At 30.0% G+C, this 17,844-nt stretch carries 28 protein-coding genes and 1 pseudogene; 1 reads left to right on the forward strand and 28 read right to left on the reverse strand.

The genetic code is table 11. The features are described 5' to 3' along the window. From secY to ruvA, 27 genes are all read right to left on the reverse strand, one after another. A complete protein-coding gene (gene secY / locus GBG18_RS07280) occupies nucleotides 1-1,263 on the reverse strand; it encodes a preprotein translocase subunit SecY (protein ID WP_152189775.1) in 1,263 nt (420 codons plus the stop codon). Nucleotides 1,264-1,265: 2 nt separating this feature from the next. Continuing rightward, nucleotides 1,266-1,664 (reverse strand): 50S ribosomal protein L15, encoded by a 399-nt coding sequence (rplO, locus tag GBG18_RS07285; RefSeq protein WP_152189776.1) that lies wholly within the window; start codon nucleotides 1,662-1,664, stop codon nucleotides 1,266-1,268. 4 nt (nucleotides 1,665-1,668) lie between these two features. Beyond that, the gene (rpsE, locus tag GBG18_RS07290) at nucleotides 1,669-2,109 is read right to left on the reverse strand and encodes a 30S ribosomal protein S5 (protein WP_152189778.1); all 441 of its coding nucleotides are present in this window, start codon (nucleotides 2,107-2,109) and stop codon (nucleotides 1,669-1,671) included. Nucleotides 2,110-2,118: 9 nt separating this feature from the next. Then, nucleotides 2,119-2,478: a 50S ribosomal protein L18 gene (rplR, locus tag GBG18_RS07295; RefSeq protein WP_152189780.1), complete on the reverse strand. Its 360-nt coding sequence runs from the start codon at nucleotides 2,476-2,478 to the stop codon at nucleotides 2,119-2,121. 11 nt (nucleotides 2,479-2,489) lie between these two features. Beyond that, nucleotides 2,490-3,023: a 50S ribosomal protein L6 gene (rplF, locus tag GBG18_RS07300; RefSeq protein ID WP_152189782.1), complete on the reverse strand. Its 534-nt coding sequence runs from the start codon at nucleotides 3,021-3,023 to the stop codon at nucleotides 2,490-2,492. A 9-nt stretch (nucleotides 3,024-3,032) separates the two neighbouring features. Next, on the reverse strand, nucleotides 3,033-3,431 hold the full coding sequence (gene rpsH, locus GBG18_RS07305; protein ID WP_152189784.1) for a 30S ribosomal protein S8: 399 nt from the start codon (nucleotides 3,429-3,431) through the stop codon (nucleotides 3,033-3,035). Between the two features lie 13 nt (nucleotides 3,432-3,444). Beyond that, a complete protein-coding gene (locus GBG18_RS07310) occupies nucleotides 3,445-3,630 on the reverse strand; it encodes a type Z 30S ribosomal protein S14 (RefSeq protein ID WP_076084983.1) in 186 nt (61 codons plus the stop codon). After that, entirely contained in the window at nucleotides 3,630-4,178 is a 549-nt protein-coding gene (rplE, locus tag GBG18_RS07315) for a 50S ribosomal protein L5 (protein ID WP_152189786.1), read from the reverse strand. The genes GBG18_RS07310 and rplE overlap by 1 nt, the downstream gene beginning before the upstream one ends. A gap of 1 nt (nucleotide 4,179) precedes the next feature. Then, nucleotides 4,180-4,419 carry a 50S ribosomal protein L24 gene (gene rplX / locus GBG18_RS07320; protein WP_152189787.1) on the reverse strand — a complete coding sequence of 80 codons (240 nt, stop codon included), beginning with the start codon at nucleotides 4,417-4,419 and terminating at the stop codon, nucleotides 4,180-4,182. 1 nt (nucleotide 4,420) lies between these two features. Next, the gene (gene rplN / locus GBG18_RS07325) at nucleotides 4,421-4,789 is read right to left on the reverse strand and encodes a 50S ribosomal protein L14 (protein ID WP_076084974.1); all 369 of its coding nucleotides are present in this window, start codon (nucleotides 4,787-4,789) and stop codon (nucleotides 4,421-4,423) included. Further along, a complete protein-coding gene (rpsQ, locus tag GBG18_RS07330) occupies nucleotides 4,789-5,040 on the reverse strand; it encodes a 30S ribosomal protein S17 (protein ID WP_152189789.1) in 252 nt (83 codons plus the stop codon). The genes rplN and rpsQ overlap by 1 nt, the downstream gene beginning before the upstream one ends. 11 nt (nucleotides 5,041-5,051) lie before the next feature. Then, the gene (rpmC, locus tag GBG18_RS07335; RefSeq protein ID WP_152189790.1) at nucleotides 5,052-5,243 is read right to left on the reverse strand and encodes a 50S ribosomal protein L29; all 192 of its coding nucleotides are present in this window, start codon (nucleotides 5,241-5,243) and stop codon (nucleotides 5,052-5,054) included. Beyond that, nucleotides 5,230-5,655: a 50S ribosomal protein L16 gene (gene rplP, locus GBG18_RS07340; protein ID WP_152189792.1), complete on the reverse strand. Its 426-nt coding sequence runs from the start codon at nucleotides 5,653-5,655 to the stop codon at nucleotides 5,230-5,232. The genes rpmC and rplP overlap by 14 nt, the downstream gene beginning before the upstream one ends. 2 nt (nucleotides 5,656-5,657) lie before the next feature. Continuing rightward, nucleotides 5,658-6,356, reverse strand: a complete 699-nt coding sequence (gene rpsC, locus GBG18_RS07345; protein WP_152189794.1) for a 30S ribosomal protein S3 — start codon at nucleotides 6,354-6,356, stop codon at nucleotides 5,658-5,660. Continuing rightward, nucleotides 6,356-6,688, reverse strand: a complete 333-nt coding sequence (gene rplV / locus GBG18_RS07350; RefSeq protein WP_152189796.1) for a 50S ribosomal protein L22 — start codon at nucleotides 6,686-6,688, stop codon at nucleotides 6,356-6,358. Before rplV ends, rpsC begins: the two co-directional genes overlap by 1 nt. 3 nt (nucleotides 6,689-6,691) lie before the next feature. After that, on the reverse strand, nucleotides 6,692-6,967 hold the full coding sequence (rpsS, locus tag GBG18_RS07355) for a 30S ribosomal protein S19 (protein WP_152189798.1): 276 nt from the start codon (nucleotides 6,965-6,967) through the stop codon (nucleotides 6,692-6,694). Between the two features lie 9 nt (nucleotides 6,968-6,976). After that, a complete protein-coding gene (rplB, locus tag GBG18_RS07360; RefSeq protein WP_152189800.1) occupies nucleotides 6,977-7,804 on the reverse strand; it encodes a 50S ribosomal protein L2 in 828 nt (275 codons plus the stop codon). Between the two features lie 10 nt (nucleotides 7,805-7,814). After that, the gene (locus tag GBG18_RS07365) at nucleotides 7,815-8,096 is read right to left on the reverse strand and encodes a 50S ribosomal protein L23 (protein ID WP_076084950.1); all 282 of its coding nucleotides are present in this window, start codon (nucleotides 8,094-8,096) and stop codon (nucleotides 7,815-7,817) included. 1 nt (nucleotide 8,097) lies between these two features. Continuing rightward, the gene (gene rplD, locus GBG18_RS07370; RefSeq protein WP_152189802.1) at nucleotides 8,098-8,709 is read right to left on the reverse strand and encodes a 50S ribosomal protein L4; all 612 of its coding nucleotides are present in this window, start codon (nucleotides 8,707-8,709) and stop codon (nucleotides 8,098-8,100) included. After that, a complete protein-coding gene (gene rplC, locus GBG18_RS07375; RefSeq protein ID WP_152189804.1) occupies nucleotides 8,706-9,281 on the reverse strand; it encodes a 50S ribosomal protein L3 in 576 nt (191 codons plus the stop codon). Before rplC ends, rplD begins: the two co-directional genes overlap by 4 nt. Before the next feature lie 13 nt (nucleotides 9,282-9,294). Further along, entirely contained in the window at nucleotides 9,295-9,609 is a 315-nt protein-coding gene (gene rpsJ / locus GBG18_RS07380) for a 30S ribosomal protein S10 (RefSeq protein ID WP_071627220.1), read from the reverse strand. A gap of 204 nt (nucleotides 9,610-9,813) precedes the next feature. Then, nucleotides 9,814-11,031 (reverse strand): zinc ribbon domain-containing protein, encoded by a 1,218-nt coding sequence (locus GBG18_RS07385; protein WP_152189806.1) that lies wholly within the window; start codon nucleotides 11,029-11,031, stop codon nucleotides 9,814-9,816. Between the two features lie 4 nt (nucleotides 11,032-11,035). Further along, on the reverse strand, nucleotides 11,036-11,524 hold the full coding sequence (locus GBG18_RS07390) for an HIT family protein (RefSeq protein ID WP_152189808.1): 489 nt from the start codon (nucleotides 11,522-11,524) through the stop codon (nucleotides 11,036-11,038). A gap of 8 nt (nucleotides 11,525-11,532) precedes the next feature. Then, nucleotides 11,533-12,969 (reverse strand): Mur ligase family protein, encoded by a 1,437-nt coding sequence (locus GBG18_RS07395; protein ID WP_152189809.1) that lies wholly within the window; start codon nucleotides 12,967-12,969, stop codon nucleotides 11,533-11,535. Beyond that, the gene (gene estV / locus GBG18_RS07400; RefSeq protein WP_152189811.1) at nucleotides 12,956-13,675 is read right to left on the reverse strand and encodes an EstV family lipase; all 720 of its coding nucleotides are present in this window, start codon (nucleotides 13,673-13,675) and stop codon (nucleotides 12,956-12,958) included. Before estV ends, GBG18_RS07395 begins: the two co-directional genes overlap by 14 nt. A gap of 2 nt (nucleotides 13,676-13,677) precedes the next feature. Next, nucleotides 13,678-14,718, reverse strand: a complete 1,041-nt coding sequence (locus tag GBG18_RS07405) for a D-alanine--D-alanine ligase (protein ID WP_152189813.1) — start codon at nucleotides 14,716-14,718, stop codon at nucleotides 13,678-13,680. A gap of 15 nt (nucleotides 14,719-14,733) precedes the next feature. Beyond that, a complete protein-coding gene (ruvA, locus tag GBG18_RS07410) occupies nucleotides 14,734-15,300 on the reverse strand; it encodes a Holliday junction branch migration protein RuvA (protein WP_152189815.1) in 567 nt (188 codons plus the stop codon). Nucleotides 15,301-15,395: 95 nt separating this feature from the next. Between ruvA and GBG18_RS07415 the strand changes: the two genes are divergently transcribed. Further along, the gene (locus tag GBG18_RS07415) at nucleotides 15,396-17,582 is read left to right on the forward strand and encodes a methyl-accepting chemotaxis protein (RefSeq protein ID WP_152189817.1); all 2,187 of its coding nucleotides are present in this window, start codon (nucleotides 15,396-15,398) and stop codon (nucleotides 17,580-17,582) included. A 48-nt stretch (nucleotides 17,583-17,630) separates the two neighbouring features. On the opposite strand, the pseudogene GBG18_RS07420 reads toward GBG18_RS07415, so the two are convergent. Beyond that, a pseudogene (locus GBG18_RS07420) lies at nucleotides 17,631-17,844 on the reverse strand (hypothetical protein); the annotation flags it as partial.

Consider the following 17,844-nt stretch of genomic DNA (forward strand, 5'->3'; position numbering starts at 1 on the left):
TTATAGACCAACCGCACTAAGCGTTTCATATTTATTTGTATATTGTTGTGCTTCAATTTTTCTCATAGTATCAATAGCAACTTGTACAACAATTAGTACAGCAACCCCTCCAAAATAGAAAGGTACTCCCATAGCTTTAACAATAAGCCATGGTGCAGTTGAAATTAATCCTAAATAAATTGCACCCCAGAATGTTAATCTACTTGCAGTTTCATTTAAAAACTCAGCTGTACTAGCTCCTGGTCTTACACCTGGAATAAAGCCACCTTGCTTTTTTAAATTCTCTGAAATATCTTTTGCATTAAAGGTAATCGATGCATAAAAGAATGCAAAGAAAACAACAAATAAGAACATAAATACATTAAATGTATATGATGCAGGACTTAAATAATCAGCAATAACTAAAAGATACTCATTTTGAGAACCTTGTAATATTGTTGCTGGGAACATAAGAATTGCACTTGCGAAAATTGCTGGAATAACACCTGCAAGGTTAACCTTGATAGGAATATAATTCATAACTCTTTTCTTTTGGTTTTGCATCATTACTTTTCTTGAATACGATACAGGAACTCTTCTTTCACCTAACTCAACATATATAATTGCACCAACAGTTGCCATAATAATAACAACAATTGCAATTACAGTTAAGAAGTTCATTTGTCCACTATTAACTAAATCGATAGTTCCACCAATTGCACTTGGGATTGCAGAAACAATACCAGCAAAAATAATTAACGAAATACCGTTACCAATACCTTTTTGTGTGATTTGTTCACCAATCCACATAAGAAGCATTGTTCCAGTTAACATAGAAATTGAAGATACAGCTACGAATGTATCCATATCAATAGAAATTGCACCTTGACCACTTTGACCTGTTAAAGAATTAAGACCCATTGATACACCAATAGATTGAATTAATGTAATTACAATAGTAGCATATCTAATGATTTGCATATATTTTTGCATACCATCTCGTTCTTTTTTCATTTTACCAAGTGCGGGGAAAGTAGCTGCAAGTAATTCCATAATAATTGAAGCTGTAATGTAAGGCATGATTCCAAGTGAAATAATAGATAGTCTTTCAACTGCATTACCACTGAACATATTAACAAGACCTAAGGCATTGTTTGCGTTAGAATCAAAAAATTCTTTAACTACGTCTATATTAACCCCAGGAACTGGCACATAAGCCAGTAACCTGTAAAGAAATATAAAACCTAATGTAATAAGAATCTTATTTATTAGATCTTTACTCATGGTTATTTACCAGTAGTTGTAACGTTTTCGTCTTTAATCTTAGATGCTAAATCTTTAGCAGTTGATCCAACTAATTTAACTTTCACAACTGATTTAGATAATTTATATACAGACTTGATTGACTCAACTGTAATATCTTCTAAAGCTGCAACTTGTTTTATTTTATCAACATTGATAGAATAAGGTTTTGCAACTCTTGAGAAGAATCCAGTTTTTGGCATTCTTTTTTGGATTGGCATTTGCCCACCCTCAAAGTGTCTCTTAATTTTATATCCAGATCTAGATTTTTGACCTTTTTGTCCTCTAGTAGAAGTCTTACCCATTCCTGAACCTTGACCTCTACCAACTCTTTTAGTGTTTTTTGTACTACCAGGTGCTGGTTGTAAATTATTTAATGCCATAAATCTATCCTTTAATTCTAGCTAGTGCTTCAACAGTAGCTTGTACTAAGTTATTTGGATTATTAGAACCTAAAGATTTCGCAATAATATCTGTAACTCCTGAAAGCTCAAGAACTGGTCTAGCAGCTCCACCAGCAATCAGTCCTGTACCTTCAGATGCAGGCTTAAGTAAGATTTTACTTGCGTTATATTTATGTTCAATATCATGAGCAATAGTTGTACCATGAATATTTACTTTTACTAAAGATTTAAATGCGTCATCTAATGCTTTTTTAATAGCATCAGGAACTTCTTTAGCTTTACCAGTTCCAAAACCAATAGTACCTTTTTTGTCACCAACAACAACTAAAGCAGTAAATCTGAATCTTCTACCACCTTTAACAACTTTAGTTACTCTACCAATTTTAACGATTGCTTCTTCAAAATCTTCTCTATTAACTGCCATCATTAACCCTTATAATTTGATACCGTTATCTCTAAGTGCGTCAGCGAATGCTGCAACTACACCATGATAAAGGTAACCATTTCTATCAAATACTACTGTATCAATTCCAGCAGCTTTTAAAGTTTCAGCAAATGTTGCTGCTACTTTTACTGCATTTTCTTTATTCACGTTTAAATTCATTGTTTGAGAATTAACTGCTGCTAAAGTTTTACCTTCAACATCATTAATTGCTTGCGCACTAATATACTTATTAGATTTAAAGAAAGAAACTCTTGGTAACTCTGCTGTTCCAAAAATATTTCCTCTAACTCTTTTTTTTCTTTTAATTCTTAATGAATTCTTTTTTGCTAAATCTTTTGCTCTACTCATTGTATCATACCTTACTTAGCTGTTTTTCCGGCTTTTCTAACGATATGCTCGTCAGTATACTTCACACCTTTACCTTTGTACGGTTCTGGTTTTCTGTAGCCTCTAATTATTGCAGCAGCTTGACCAACTTGTTGTTTGTCAGCACCTTTAACGTGAATTAAGTTCTTTTCAACAGTAATTTCTAAACCTTCAGCGATTTCGAAATTAATTGGGTGAGAGTAACCTAATTGTAATTCTAAAACTTTACCTTTAACAGCAGCTCTATAACCAACACCATTGATTTCTAATGATTTTTGAAAACCAGTATTTAATCCATCAATAGCATTGCTTAATAATGCTCTATATGTTCCCCAGAAAGCAGCAGATTCTTTTTCTTCTCCAACTTTTCCTAAAACAACATTGTTATCAGCAATTTCAACAGAAACTCTTCCGTGTGTTTCAACAGAAGTAGTTTTGTTACCTTTTTTTACATCAATAATAGTACCATTAACTGATACTTCTATTCCAGCTGGAATAGCGATAGGTTTTTTTCCAATTCTAGACATTATCCACTCCTACCAAACTGTACAAAGTACTTCGCCACCAACTTTAGCTGCGTATGCTTCATCATTAGCAATAACACCCTTGTTAGTAGAAACGATAATAGTACCGTACCCGTTTTTAAACGATTTAATTTCAGAAGCGTTTTTATAAACTCTTCTTCCTGGTTTAGAAACTCTAGTAATTTCATTAATTACTGATTTTTCATTGTCATCATACTTCAATTCAACTTGAATTGTTTTTTTATTATTTTGTCCGTCAATAACTTTGAATCCAGTAATATACTCTTTTTGTTGTAAAACGTTTAAAACGCCTACAACAGTTCTTGAGTGTAATAATGTTGCAACATCTAATTTTCTTAGAGCTGCATTTCTAATTCTTGTTAAAGCATCTGCGATTATATCATTCATCATAGCTTAAATTCTCCTACCAACTAGCTTTTCTAACACCAGGTAATAAACCTTCGTTAGCCATTTTTCTTAAACAAACTCTACATAAACCAAAATCTCTGTATACAGAGTGAGGTCTACCACAAACAGAACATCTTGTATATGCTCTTGAAGAGAACTTTGGAGTTCTCTGTTGTTTTGCAATCATAGATTTCTTTGCCATTACGCTCTTCCTTTAGTAAATGGAATTCCTACTAACTCTAATAATCTAAATGCTTCCGCATCATTAGTAGCAGTTGTAGAAACTGAAATATTCATACCATGAGTTGTGATGATGTTATCATATACAACTTCTGGGAACATTAATTGTTCGTCTAAACCAAAGTTAAAGTTTCCTCTACCGTCAAAACCATTTTTATTAAGACCTCTAAAATCCTTAACTCTTGGTAATGCAATTGAACAAAGCTTATCTAAGAAAGTGTACATTTGTTCACCTCTTAAAGTAACTTTTACTCCTACAGGGTAACCTTCTCTTACTTTAAAACCAGCAACTGATTTCTTAGCAATAACTTTAACAGCTTGTTGACCAGCTATTAAAGAGATAGTATCTTGAATGTTTTGCATTAATTTACTATCTTTCATTGCTTCACCAGCACCAACAGAAATAACAACTTTGTCTAACTTTGCAGTTAACATTTTGTTTTTTGGAAATTCTGTTTCTAAAACTGGTTTAATCTCTGCTTTATATCTTTCTAATAATCTAGCTGCCATTTTACTCACCTTCTACTTTTGCTACATTTGAAATGTCAATTGGCATTTCTTTGTTTACAAAACCACCATCAGGGTTTTTCTCTTGATCAGGTTTAACAGTTTTTTTAGCAACTTTACAATCTTTAACGATTACTTTGTTTTTTGAAGGTAATACTTGTAAAACTTCACCAGTTTTACCTTTGTCATCACCAGCTAAGATTTTAACTGTATCACCTTTTTTAATTTTTAATTTAATTGCCATATTATAATACCTCCGGTGCAAGTGAAACGATTTTCATGAAACCTGAATATCTAACTTCTCTAGCAACTGGTCCGAAAATTCTTGTTCCAATAGGATCTTTTTTAGCATCTAAGATAACAGCTGCGTTATCATCAAATCTAATTAAAGAACCATTTTCTCTTTGAACTTCTTTATGTGTTCTAACAACTACTGCTTTAACAACTTGACCTTTTTTAACTTTACCAGTTGGTAAAGCTTTCTTAACTGAAGCAACAATAACGTCACCAACAGTTGCGTATCTTCTCTTAGATCCACCAAGAACTTTGATACACATGATCTGTTTAGCACCAGTGTTGTCAGCTACGTTTAATCTAGTAAAACTTTGAATCATTACTTAACTCCTGTAGCTACAATAGTCTTTAATCTAAAAGATTTAGTTTTAGATAAAGGTCTACATTCAACAGCAATAACTTTATCACCAAGTTTCATTTCATTTCTTTCGTCATGAACTAAATATTTCTTAAATCTTTTTACCATTTTGTGGTATCTTGGGTGAATAACTTGTCTAGTAACTAAAACAGAAGCTGTTTTGTCTCCAGAAATTTTAACCACTACACCTTGAATCTCTCTTTTATGTGTCATTCTATAGATCCTTAGTTAGCTTTTACTGCAGTAATAGCTGTTTGAATTTTAGCGATGTCTTTTTTCGCTACTCTTAATTCAGAAGTATTTGTTAACTGCATAGTTTTTAGCTTAGCTTTTAATTCAAAAAGAAGCACCTTTTTTTCTTTTAATAATTCTGTAAGCTCTTGTAAGCTTTTATCTTTTAAATCAATATAGTTCATTTTCGCTATCTTTTGTTACAATTTTTGTTTTAAATGGTAATTTGTGCATTGCTAAAGTTAACGCTTCTCTTGCAAGAGTTTCGTCAACACCAGCCATTTCAAAACAAATTCTACCAGGCTTGATATTCATAACCCACTTATCAACAGCACCTTTACCTTTACCCATTCTTGTTTCTAATGGCTTAGCAGTTAAAGGTTTGTCAGGGAATACCATAATCCAAACTTTTGCTTGTCTTTTTACTTTTCTAGTCATTGCAACTCTTGAAGCTTCAATTTGTCTAGAATCGATTCTACCATGTTCTACAGCTTTAAGACCGATCTCACCGTAAGCTAAAGAGTTACCTCTAAAAGCTTTACCTCTGTTTCGACCCTTCATCATTTTTCTGTATTTTGTTCTTTTAGGCATTAACATAATTATTTACCTCTTCTCTTTTGTGGTCTTCTTTTTGGTTTTTCTTCTTCTTTTTGTTCAGCAGGAATACCTTTAGCAAGTACCTCACCTTTGAAGATCCAAACTTTAATACCAATACAACCATAAGTTGTATGAGCTTCAGCAAAACCATAATCGATTCTAGCTCTTAATGTATGTAAAGGAACTCTACCTTCTAAATACCACTCAGTTCTAGCCATTTCAGCTCCACCAAGTCTACCAGAAACAGAAACTTTAATACCTTTAGCTCCGCCTTTAAGTGCATTTTGCATAACTCTTTTCATAGCTCTTCTGAATGCAACTCTTCTTTCTAATTGTTGTGCAACATTTTCAGCTGAAAGTTGACCAGATAATTGTGGCTTTCTCTCTTCTTTAATATTAACAGCAATTTCTTTTCCAACTAATTTTGCTAAGTTTGCTTTTAATTTCTCAACGTCTGCACCTTTTTTACCGATAACGATACCAGGTCTTGCAGCAACAATTGTTACTCTAATTTTCTTAGCAGTTCTTTCAACGATAGTTGAAGCTACACCAGCATAGTATAATTCTTTTTTAACATACTTTCTGATTTTATCATCTTCAGCTACATTTGCAGGCATATTAGCAAATTTTGGGAACCATCTAGAATCCCAGTTTCTGTTTATACCTAATCTTAAACCTATTGGATTAACTTTTTGACCCATTACTTATCTCCTTTAGTAGCTTCTGCAACTTCAATCATAATGTGTGCAGTTGGTTTATGCTTTGGTGAAGCAGAACCTCTTGCTCTTGGAGTAAATCTTTTAAGTACAGGACCGTTATCTACTCTAGCAGATGTAATTACTGCATTTTCTGGTTCTAAACCTGCATTTGCAACAGCAGATGCGATAACTTTAGAAATAATACCAGCAGCTTTGTTAGGAGTGAATTCTAAAGATGCAATTGCATACTCAGCGTTCATACCTTGAACTTCTCTAGCGATTAATCTAGCTTTAGTAGGTGAAAGTCTAATAAATTTTAATATTGCTCTAGCCATCAATTACGCCTTTCTTTGAACAGAACCTTTATGGCCCTTAAACGTTCTAGTAGGTGCAAATTCACCTAATTTATATCCAACATGATTCTCTGTAACATTTACAGGAACGAAGTTTCTTCCATTGTGCACATTAAAAGTTAATCCAATCATATCAGGTAAGACCATAGATCTTCTTGACCAAGTTTTGATTGGTTTTTTGTCATTAGCTTCAACAGCTTTCATAACTTTTTTTAATAAGTGTGCGTCTATAAATGGACCTTTTTTTATTGATCTTGACATTTTAAACCCTTACTTCTTTTTTCTTGAAATGATTAGTTTATCACTAGCTTTTTTCTTTCTAGTTTTATAACCTTTAGTTGGCATACCCCATGGAGTAACAGGATGTCTTCCAGAGTTAGTCTTACCTTCACCACCACCATGTGGGTGATCAATTGGATTCATTGCAGAACCTCTTGTTTGTGGTCTCTTACCTAAGTGTCTTTGTCTACCAGCTTTTCCAATAACCATATTAGAGAAGTCTTCGTTTCCAACAATACCAATTGTTGCAAGACATACAGAAAGAATTTTTCTCATTTCACCTGAAGGAAGTCTCATAATTACATATTTGTCTTCTCTACCCATGATTTGAGCATATCCACCAGCAGATCTAGCTATTTGTCCACCTTTACCTGGTTTCATTTCAATATTATGAACCATAGTACCAATAGGAATATTGATTAATTTCATAACATTACCTGGTAAAATATCAAGTCCAGATTCAGCAGCTTGTACTTTATCTCCAACTTTTAAACCAGAAGGTTGTAAAATATATCTTTTATCACCATCAGCATAAGTAATTAAACAAATTCTACAGTTTCTGTATGGGTCGTACTCAATAGTTGAAACAGTCCCTTGAACACCGAATTTATTTCTTTTGAAATCAATAATTCTATATAATTTCTTAGCACCTGCTTCTTTATGTCTTGAAGTGATTCTACCGTTATTATTTCTACCAGCTGCTGCTTTAACTCTTACAAGTAAAGATCTAACTGTTGGTTTAGAAGTAATATCAGAAGTATCCATTACAGACATGAATCTTCTAGCAGGAGTTATTGGTCTAAATTTTTTAATTGCCATTCATATCCCCTTAAGCTGAAAGGTTCGCTATTTCAGCGCCCTCTGGTAATGTTACATAGAATTTTTTGAAATCTGGTCTAGCACCTAATTTCCCTTTAAATCTTTTAACTTTTCCGTTTTGTCTTAAAGAATTTACTTTTGATGGAGTAACACCGAAATATTCTTTGAATACTTCTTTTAAACCATTTTTAGTCATTCTTGGACTAGTTTGAACAACGATTACACCATTTTCTTGAAGCTCAATCGTTTTTTCTGTATATAATATTGCTTTAATATCTGTTATATCTGCCATCTTAAGCCTCTTTTGTTAATGATTCAAATACTGATTTTTCAATTAGTACTGAATGGTATGCTGCAATTAAATAAGCGTTAACTTCTTGCTTTTCAATCATGTAACAATTTTTAACATTTCTAAACGCTAAGTATGTTTTCTCATCAATTGTATCAACTACAACAAGAGTATCTCTTTGGTTTAATTTAGCTAAAATTGCTAGTGCATCTTTAGTTTTTCCAGATTCAACCGAAATTGAATCAGTTACAAATAAAGAACCGTTATCAGCTTGTGCATTTAATGCAAAACTTAATGCTAACGCTTTTTGTTTTTTATTTACTTTTTGTACATAGTTTCTTTTAGTTGGACCAAAAACTTGACCCCCACCAACGAATAAAGGAGATCTTTTAGAACCCCATCTAGCACCACCAGAACCTTTTTGAGCTTTAGGTTTTTTACCACCACCTCTAACTTCTGATCTATTTTTAACTCTAGCTGTATTTGCTCTTTGAGCAGCTAAGTATGATTTAGCATATAAGTATAAGTTGTGAGAATTAATCTCAGCAAACTTAGCTGGTAATGCTACATCACCATTTGCTTCAAATTTGTCATTTAATACTATTGCATTACTCATTTAGCAACCTTTACTTTACCTAGTCTACCATTAGCTCCAGATACTGAACCTTTAACTACTAAAATTCCAGTTTCAGCATCAAATGAAACTACATCATTTTTAACACTAACAGTTGTATTTCCGTATTGACCTGGCATTTTCTTACCTGGTTGAACTCTACCTGGCCACTCAGCATTACCGATTGAACCAGTTCTTTTACCCATTCTATGACCATGTGATGCTCTACCACCAGCAAAGTTCCATCTTTTAACAACACCAGAGAAACCTCTACCTTTACTGTTAAAAGTTGTTTTTAATACTTTTGCTTCTGATAAACCACTTACATCTAAATCACCCGCTTCAGTATTTGCTACAGTAATAGTTGCAAATCTGTTGAATTCTTTAGATAAGTCGAATTTCTTTTGTTGACCTTCAATTGTCTTATTCATCTTTTTACCAGATGCATAAGAAACAAATGCTACACCGTCAGTCACTTCACATACCTTAGTATCAAGAACTCTTAAAAGTGTAACAGGAACAGCAGGAACAGAAACTGTTCTACTCATACCAATTTTTTCTACGATAAATTCCATTTAGTACCCTTTCTTATTCTTGACCCATAGATCTAACTTCAACATCAACTTCTGGAGCTAAGTCAAGTTTCATTAATGAATCTACAGTATCTGGAGTTGCAGCTATAATATCAATCATTCTTGAATGAACTCTGATTTCAAATTGCTCTCTAGAATCCTTATTAACGTGTGGACCTTTTAGAACTGTATATCTTCTAATCTTTGTTGGTAAAGGTATAGGACCTCTCAACTCAGCACCAGTTCTCTTAACAGCTTCAACTATTGAAGCAACACTTCTATCTAAAACTCTGTGATCGTAAGCTTTTAACTTTAATCTAATTTTTTCCATTTTTTTCCTTTAAAGAACTCGTTAGACATACGATAAATCGCACTCTAACCCTTTTTATGGACGCGGATTATAACTTATTTTTGATTAGATGTCAAGTATAATGGGGTTTGCTATTGAAAAAGTGCTAATTTGTTTCCTTTTAAAAAGGATAACTATTGCACTATATAGATATGATTAAGAAAGAAGTAAGTTTAAAGCTTAATATTAACTTTTTATACTTTCTGAACAATACATACAAAAACTTAAACCTTTAATAGTCTCTTTTTGACATTTACTACATTTAGTTTTTAATTCATTTTGGCAGTTTGGACAAAAGTTCATTACATTATAATCTACTTTATTAAAACATTTATTACAGATGTTTTTATTAAAACTTTCGATTTTAGAAATACTATTATTTTCTAATTTCTTATTATTCTCTCTATATCTTTTTTGTATTTTAACTATTAGGTATCCAAAGATTAGTACTAAAATTGCAATTACAAGATAATAAACAACAAAAGGCACTTCTAACTCATAAAAGAATTTTAGGACTTTTTCTATAAATATCTTTGGCATTAATATATAAATCAATGCCAAGAAAGAAATAAGTGTTGGAATAAATATTACTACTGTTATATTTTTAAACATTATATATAATGTATATTTTTCATTTTTAAGATATTTTTTCATTAAATAAAAAGATATCAGAAGTAATGGAAGTAAAAATAGTAGTGTAATTAATTCTCTTTTAATATCATATGATTTATTTAAGTTCTTATAGTCTTCTTTTATTTGGTTTTTATTATCTTTTACAAAAAGAACTAATTCTTTAACACTTTTAGAATTTTTAAATTGTTTTGATATATCTTCTTTTTGTTTTTTTAGTTTTTCTTTCTGTTTTAAATATAGATTATATTTTGCTTTTATATTATTAGATGAGATATCATCTTTAATTATTGATTTTGAAGATTCTTGAAAACTCATCTTTTCAAAAAGTACTGTATTATAGTTTTCTCTTAAATATGTTAATTCATTACTTACTTTATTTAACTCAGAATTTATCTTTTTTTGTTTTTCTCTTAAATCTTTAATCTTATGTTCAGTCTTTACATTTTTAAGTTTAGTATATAAAAGAGTATTACATCTTTTATCCATTTCTTCATTTTTAATATTTTGATATTTATTACTGTAATTTTTTGATGAATAAAAGTAGTTATTAAAATCATCAACTTTATTTGTGTTTATAATAGTTCTACAACTAGATGGAAATGTTACTTTTGGATTATTTAAAACTTTTATTTGAAAGTCAATACCTAAACCAAGGGTTATAAAAATAAAAACATTTAGAAAGAAGATAAAAAGTATAGTTAACTTTGATAGCTTTTCTTTTCCTTTATAAATAAAGTTATTTGAATAAAAGTTTTTGATTAAATTTTTCATTTGTTTATATAAAATATTTTGAAGAATTGTTTTTTAATTTTGTATATATATCCTCAAAGTTTGCAGGATAGACTCTTGTACCACCAATTGAACTTATAAAGTTTGTATCCCCTAACCATCTTGGAAGCATATGATAATGAACATGTTGTTCTATTCCTGCACCAGCAGCCTTTCCTAGATTCATACCAATATTTACACCTTCACAAGACATGACATCTTTTAAAAGCTTTACGCCTTGCCTTACTCGAATACTAAGCTGTATCCAAACATCATCAGGTAGTTCTTCTATTTTATCTGTGTGAAAGTGTGGGATAACCATCATATGACCTGGAGAGTATGGGAATTTGTTCATAACAACATAACAATACTCATCATGAAAAAGAACTTGTAGTTTTTCATTCTCTAAATTTTTAGAAATGTAACAAAAAATACAACCCTCTATTTTTTCTTCACTTACATATTCATATCGCCATGGTGCATATAAGTGTTCCATTTTATATCCTAAATAAAGTTTGGTGCATCATTTGCAAAAAGAATTAAATCCCCTACTCTTGTTTGCTCTGCTAATGTTGTTTCCATTAAAGATTTATCTTTTAAAATAAATACTTTTTCACTAGAAATATGTGCACTTAATAATTGTGTATTTAAACTTCCAGTTAAAATTACATAATCAAACTTTTCATTTATCTCTTTTGCTAATAAAATATTTGCTTCATCTGTTGATTCAACTAAACCTGGAGTTATTATAACTTTACGACCTTCATATGTAGAACAAATATTTACAGCTTCAAGCATACCTTCTAAATTACCATTAAAAGAGTCATCAACAATAACTTTTCCACCAGCTTTGATAAGCTGTAATCTATGCTCAACTTGCGGTAAACTTTTTAAAGCTAATTTAATTTCATCAATACTCATACCTAGTTCGTATGCTACTAAAATTACTGCTGTTAAATTTATAGCATTAAAACTTCCAAGAATTGGAGCATGGAAATGTTCTAGTGTTCCATTTACTTCAACATCAAACCAAATACCATCTAGTGAGCTTTTTGTAATATGCAAATTATTTGGAAACTTTGTAATTGTGTCATAATCTTTAATAGGAACACTTTCGTGAACAAAACCTTTTTGCATTCTAGGAGATTTTAATAACTCCATTTTTGTATGAATAATGTTATCTAATGTTTTAAAGTACTCAATATGCTGTTCCCCAACACTTCCTATTATACAAATTTGTGGTTCTAAGAATAGTGCTATTTCTTCAATATCACCTTTTTCTCTAGCCCCTGCTTCTGCTATATATATTTGTGTATCTAAAGGAATATCTCTATTTACATCTAGAACAATTCCACCTATTGTATTAACAGAACGTGGAGTTTTATATGTTTTATACTTATTTTTTAAAACATGATGTAAATAGTTTTTGATAGATGTTTTTCCAAAAGACGCAGTAATTGCAATGATTTTTAAACCTGCAATACTATGAACTCTTTGTTTTCCTTTATGTTTAAAAGATATGAAAAATATTTTTTCTAAAACAAAAGAGCCTGCATATGCAATAATCAAAGGTATGAATACAAATGTACTATTACAAGATGGATTTGCTAAACATAAAGCAGATATTGCAAAAGTTGCAAATAATAAAATTGCTAAAAATCTTTTTACTCGTGAAGTTAAAACAACAGGACGATCAAGTTTTCTATTCCACATTATAAAGCTAGTCATAAATAGAGCATAAAAATATATTGAATAATATAAATCAGGAATTAAATAAAATAGTACAATTGGTGTTATAAAATAAGTAATATGCCATTGCCATTTATGATGTTTTAAAATAACTCTTTCTAGTCTATAATTGTACCACTGTAAATTTGTGATTAGGTAGTAACCTAAACTCATTATTAATAAAATTTGTGTAAATAAATTAAAGTATTCCATTTTCTACTCTCTTAGCTATATCTTTTGCATTTTTTACAAAAAAGTAATGGTCTCCATCATAAGATATAAAAGTTGATGAATTAATTAAAGATGCAATTTTTTTCCCAGATTCTAAAGATGTAGCACTATCTTTTTCACCCCAAAAAATCAAAGCATTGTTTTTATAATTTTTAAATGAATTTGAAAAGTCTTCATTCACAACATTTTTAAATGTTGCATACATTCCCTCATTCATAGAACTTACATCAGAGCTTCTAAACATCTTAGTAATTTTTCCTAAACCTAGAGCATTAAAAAACTTTGCAAATGCAATTTTTGCTTTTACTGCACAAGATTTTTCTTCTAAAATTCCAGCAGAACTTAAAAGAACTAAATTTTTAGGATTAAGTGAAGTTGCAACTTTTCCACCATATGAATGACCAGCTATTACATCTTTTGTTGAGTTAAGAAGAGTTAAAAACTCATTTGTGATTTTTACATAATCTTCTGTTTTAAGCTCATACTCATTTGGACTTTTCCCAAATCCTGGCAAATCAATATAAATATGTCTAAAGTCTTTTAAAAAAGGTGAAAAGACATTTTTCATAATATCTTTATTTGACCCCCAACCATGTAAAAATATAATATCTTTTTTACATGAGGCATTTAGAATTTCATATGAAATATCAAATGTTTTATTATCAACTGTTAAACTTTTTGAAGCCAAATTTATTTTCCTTTACTTGCATGAATTTTATTTACATATTCATAAGTAACTGGTATATGTTTTTTCTTTGGTAATGTTGTTGCAACACTTTTAAATAGTGAATTGAAATCATCAAATAAATAGTTAGCCATTGAACCTGGAATTGAATTTATTTCATTTAGATAAACTTCATTATCTACAACAAAAAAATCACATCTAATAATTGAACCTTCAAATAAATTGTTGTAAATTCGTTCAAAAGATTCTTTTACTTTTGAGTTTAATTCCGCACCTAAATCAACTTCAACTGCTTTTGAAGTTCTAGAAAAATCTAAATATTTTTTATCAAAATCTAAAAATTCTGTTTTTTGAGGCTCCTCAATAATGGAGAATTTAAACTCTCCATTTACCTTTGTACCTGCTAAATTATACTCTTTAACACCAGAAATAAATGGTTCAATAATAATTGCATTATCAAACTCATAAGCTACATCAAGAGAGTATTCTAATTCTTCTTGTGTTTTTACAATAGATACACCAATTGAAGAACCTAATTTTACAGGTTTTACAATTACAGGGAAAGTATCAACTACAACTTTATCACCCTTTGTATAATATTTATAATCAATAGTTTTAACATCAACACTTGAAGCATAACCTTTTGTCAAAAACTTATTAGAACTAACTACACAAGCTTCTGTTCTTGGAGCAATAAAAGGAATATTATAAAATTCTAACACCGAAGATAAAATTCCATCTTCACCATCTCCACCATGAGAAAGGTTTAAAACTACATCAAAATCAATAGGTTTATCTTTACCTAATAATCCAGCTTTTTTTGAAAAACCATTTTTACAAATATTAACTTTATCACATTTTTTATACTCAGCTGAACTAAATAATTTTGATTTTATTATATTTGTTGGAATATGGTAGAAGTCTCTATTTTCATCTAAAAATATATAAACTAATTCATCATTTAAAACATCTTTCATTGCAATTGAACTTACTATTGAAATTTCATGTTCAAAACTAACTCCACCAAAAACTATAGCTATTTTCATTAATTTCCCTTGATTTTATTTTTGTAATTTTTTTAATGCTTCTTTTACTAGGTCACTTGTAGTTGTAGAAACACATGTTTTTAGTATTTTAGCTAAAACATCTTTTTTAAAGCCTAAAGATTCTAATGCAAGAGAAGCTTCTAATAAAGATGAGTTATTTGAACTAGTATCATCTTCAACATTTAAATCTATAATTGAACCTGAAAGCTCTACTAAAATACGGCTTGCACCTTTAGGTCCAATTCCCGGAACTCTTTTTAACATTGAAACATCATTTTCATTTACAATTTGGGCAAAAGAAACGGGAGTAAATGTTGAACAAATAGCAAGTGCTACTTTTGGACCAACTCCGTTTATTTTTATAACAGTATCAAAAAGTTTTTTTTCATTTGGATCTAAAAAGCCATATAGTGTTTGAGAATCTTCTCTAATGATATGAGTAATGTCTAATGTAACATCATCATTAATAATTTTTGAACTACAATTTAATGAAACAAATATTTCATATATGATTCCATTAACATTTAGTTTTAATAACGTTGGTTCTTTTTTTATTATTTTACCTATAAGGCCTACTATCATTTAATTCTACTCTTTTTCTAATTCGTTGTTATTTTAATACTATATAAATATAAATCATTATATAATAATTGTACTTAAACTAAAAGGCTAGTATCATGTTAGAATTAATAACTAAAAAGATTAGTAACAAAATTATTTTTGCACTGTTTTTTTTAATGACCATTAGTAGTATTTCTATTGTATTATTGACAACTTCAAAAGTTTCAGAAGATTCAATAAACAAAACAAAAGAAAATCTAGAAATGTTAAATGCTGCAATGTTTCAAAGTCTTAGAAATGCGATGAATACAGGAGATCCAGACCAGATTGAAAAAGCAGAAGATGATGCTAGAAAAATCAAAGGTGTAAAAAGCTTACATGTTGCAAAAAGTAAACCTTTAATGGAAATGTATCCATCTGACTCTACTTTTACAACTGACAAAGATACACTACAAGCGTTTAATAGTAAAAAATCTGCTCTTTTAGAAACAGAAAACTCAAATGGACATAATCTTAGAATGATTAAACCAATGATTGCAACTCCTGATTGTTTGATGTGTCATGCAAATCAAAAAGAAGGTGATGTAATTGGTGTAATGGATTTAACATTCTCATTAGATGAAGCTGATAGTCAAATAGCAGAATTAGTTTTATATATCTCAATAATTTCTGCTGTATTAGGTCTTTTAACAATTACATTGATATTCTTTATTGTAAAAAAAGCTACTAATCCAATTGCAAAATTAAAAGATGGATTTAATAACCTTTTAGAATCAAATGATCCATCAATTACACTTCAAGTAGAATCAAAAGATGAAATTGGTGAAGTATCAAAACTATTTAATTCTTATATGGATAAGGTAAGAGCTGGTCTTAAAAAAGATGCTATTGTAATTGAAGAAGCAAGTGATATTTTAGAAAAAACTGGAAATGGTTTCTTTGTATATCAAGTTGAGAAAACTGCATCAAATCCTCATCTTGAAGATTTAAAAAACAGATTAAATGAAATGATTAGAAATACAAAAACTACACTTGATAATATTAACCTTACACTTAGAAAATATTCCGAGTCAAAATTTGATTATAAAATTGATGATGAAGGAATTTATGGGGATTTAGGTTCTTTAACTGCAGGAATAAAACTTGTAGGAAATAATACTTCTGAAATTTTAGCAATGATTATGAATACAGGGGATTCCTTAAATCAAAATACTGCTGTATTATCAAGTGCTTCAAATAACTTATCAATTTCATCAAATCAACAAGCTGCTTCTTTAGAAGAAACAGCTGCTGCTTTAGAAGAGATTACATCAATTATTACAGCTAATACACAATCAACACTTAGAATGTCACAATTAGCTCAAAATGTAACAGGATCAGCAAAATCTGGTCAAGAATTAGCAAATAGAACAGCTGCTTCTATGGATGAGATTAATGTTCAAGTATCATCGATTAATGAAGCTATTGAAGTTATTGATCAAATTGCTTTCCAAACAAATATTCTTTCTTTAAATGCAGCTGTTGAAGCTGCAACTGCTGGTGAAGCTGGTAAAGGTTTTGCTGTTGTTGCACAAGAAGTGAGAAACCTTGCTAATAGATCAGCAGAAGCTGCTAAAGAGATTAAAAATATTGTAGAAGCTGCATCTTCAAAAGCAGAACAAGGGAAAATGATTTCAGGAGAGATGATTGATGGATATAATCAATTAAATGAAAATATATCTAATACAATAACTATTATTGAAGAAGTTGCAACAGCATCTAAGGAACAAGAAAAAGGTATTATTCAAATTAATGATGCAGTTAATACTTTAGATCAAGCAACACAAAAAAATGCACAAGTAGCAAATGAAATTTCAGATATGGCAAGTAATATATCAGATATGTCAAATTCACTTGTAACAGCTGCATCAAGAGCTTCGTTTATAGAAGAAGCTCTTGAAAAAGTTTGTGATGTAGATTTAGTTTATGATACAGCACAAATAAAAGTAGACTTACTTAATACAAAAGATGAAGTTTATGCACAGCTTGGAACTTATAGTTCATGGGAAGTAAAAAAGAACACTAGTCTTGAAAAATGGTCTGATGCACATATGAATTCAGGTAAAAAAATTGATATGGAAACAATGAATACAATTGACAATTTAAATAAACAATTCCATAAAGATTTACAATCTTTAGTAGATGCAAATGCAAATAAAGAAGATAATAAAGTTTTAAATGAGAAAGCAAAAGAAGTAGAGATAAATTCTCTTAGAATATTTGGTAATTTAAATAATGTAAAAAGAGATGCTTGTAAAAAATAAGAAGCAAATAAAAGGAGTTTCAAACTTCTTTTATTTTATTTAGTAAATTTAAGATTGCATTTGTTTTATAAGAGCTTCAACTTCCTCATCATTTAGTATCTCATCGCAAGAATCAATATTTTTAGCACTAGGAGCAAAACCAAACTGTTCTTTGTCTATATTATTATGTTCACAAACAAAGTTTACAACTCTTTCTATTTTTTGTCTATATAAATCTTGATGTTGTAATAAACCTAAAGATTCAGAAACTTTAGAATTTATT

This window comes from Poseidonibacter ostreae, assembly GCF_009208075.1.
GTDB classification, from domain to species: Bacteria; Campylobacterota; Campylobacteria; order Campylobacterales; family Arcobacteraceae; genus Poseidonibacter; species Poseidonibacter ostreae.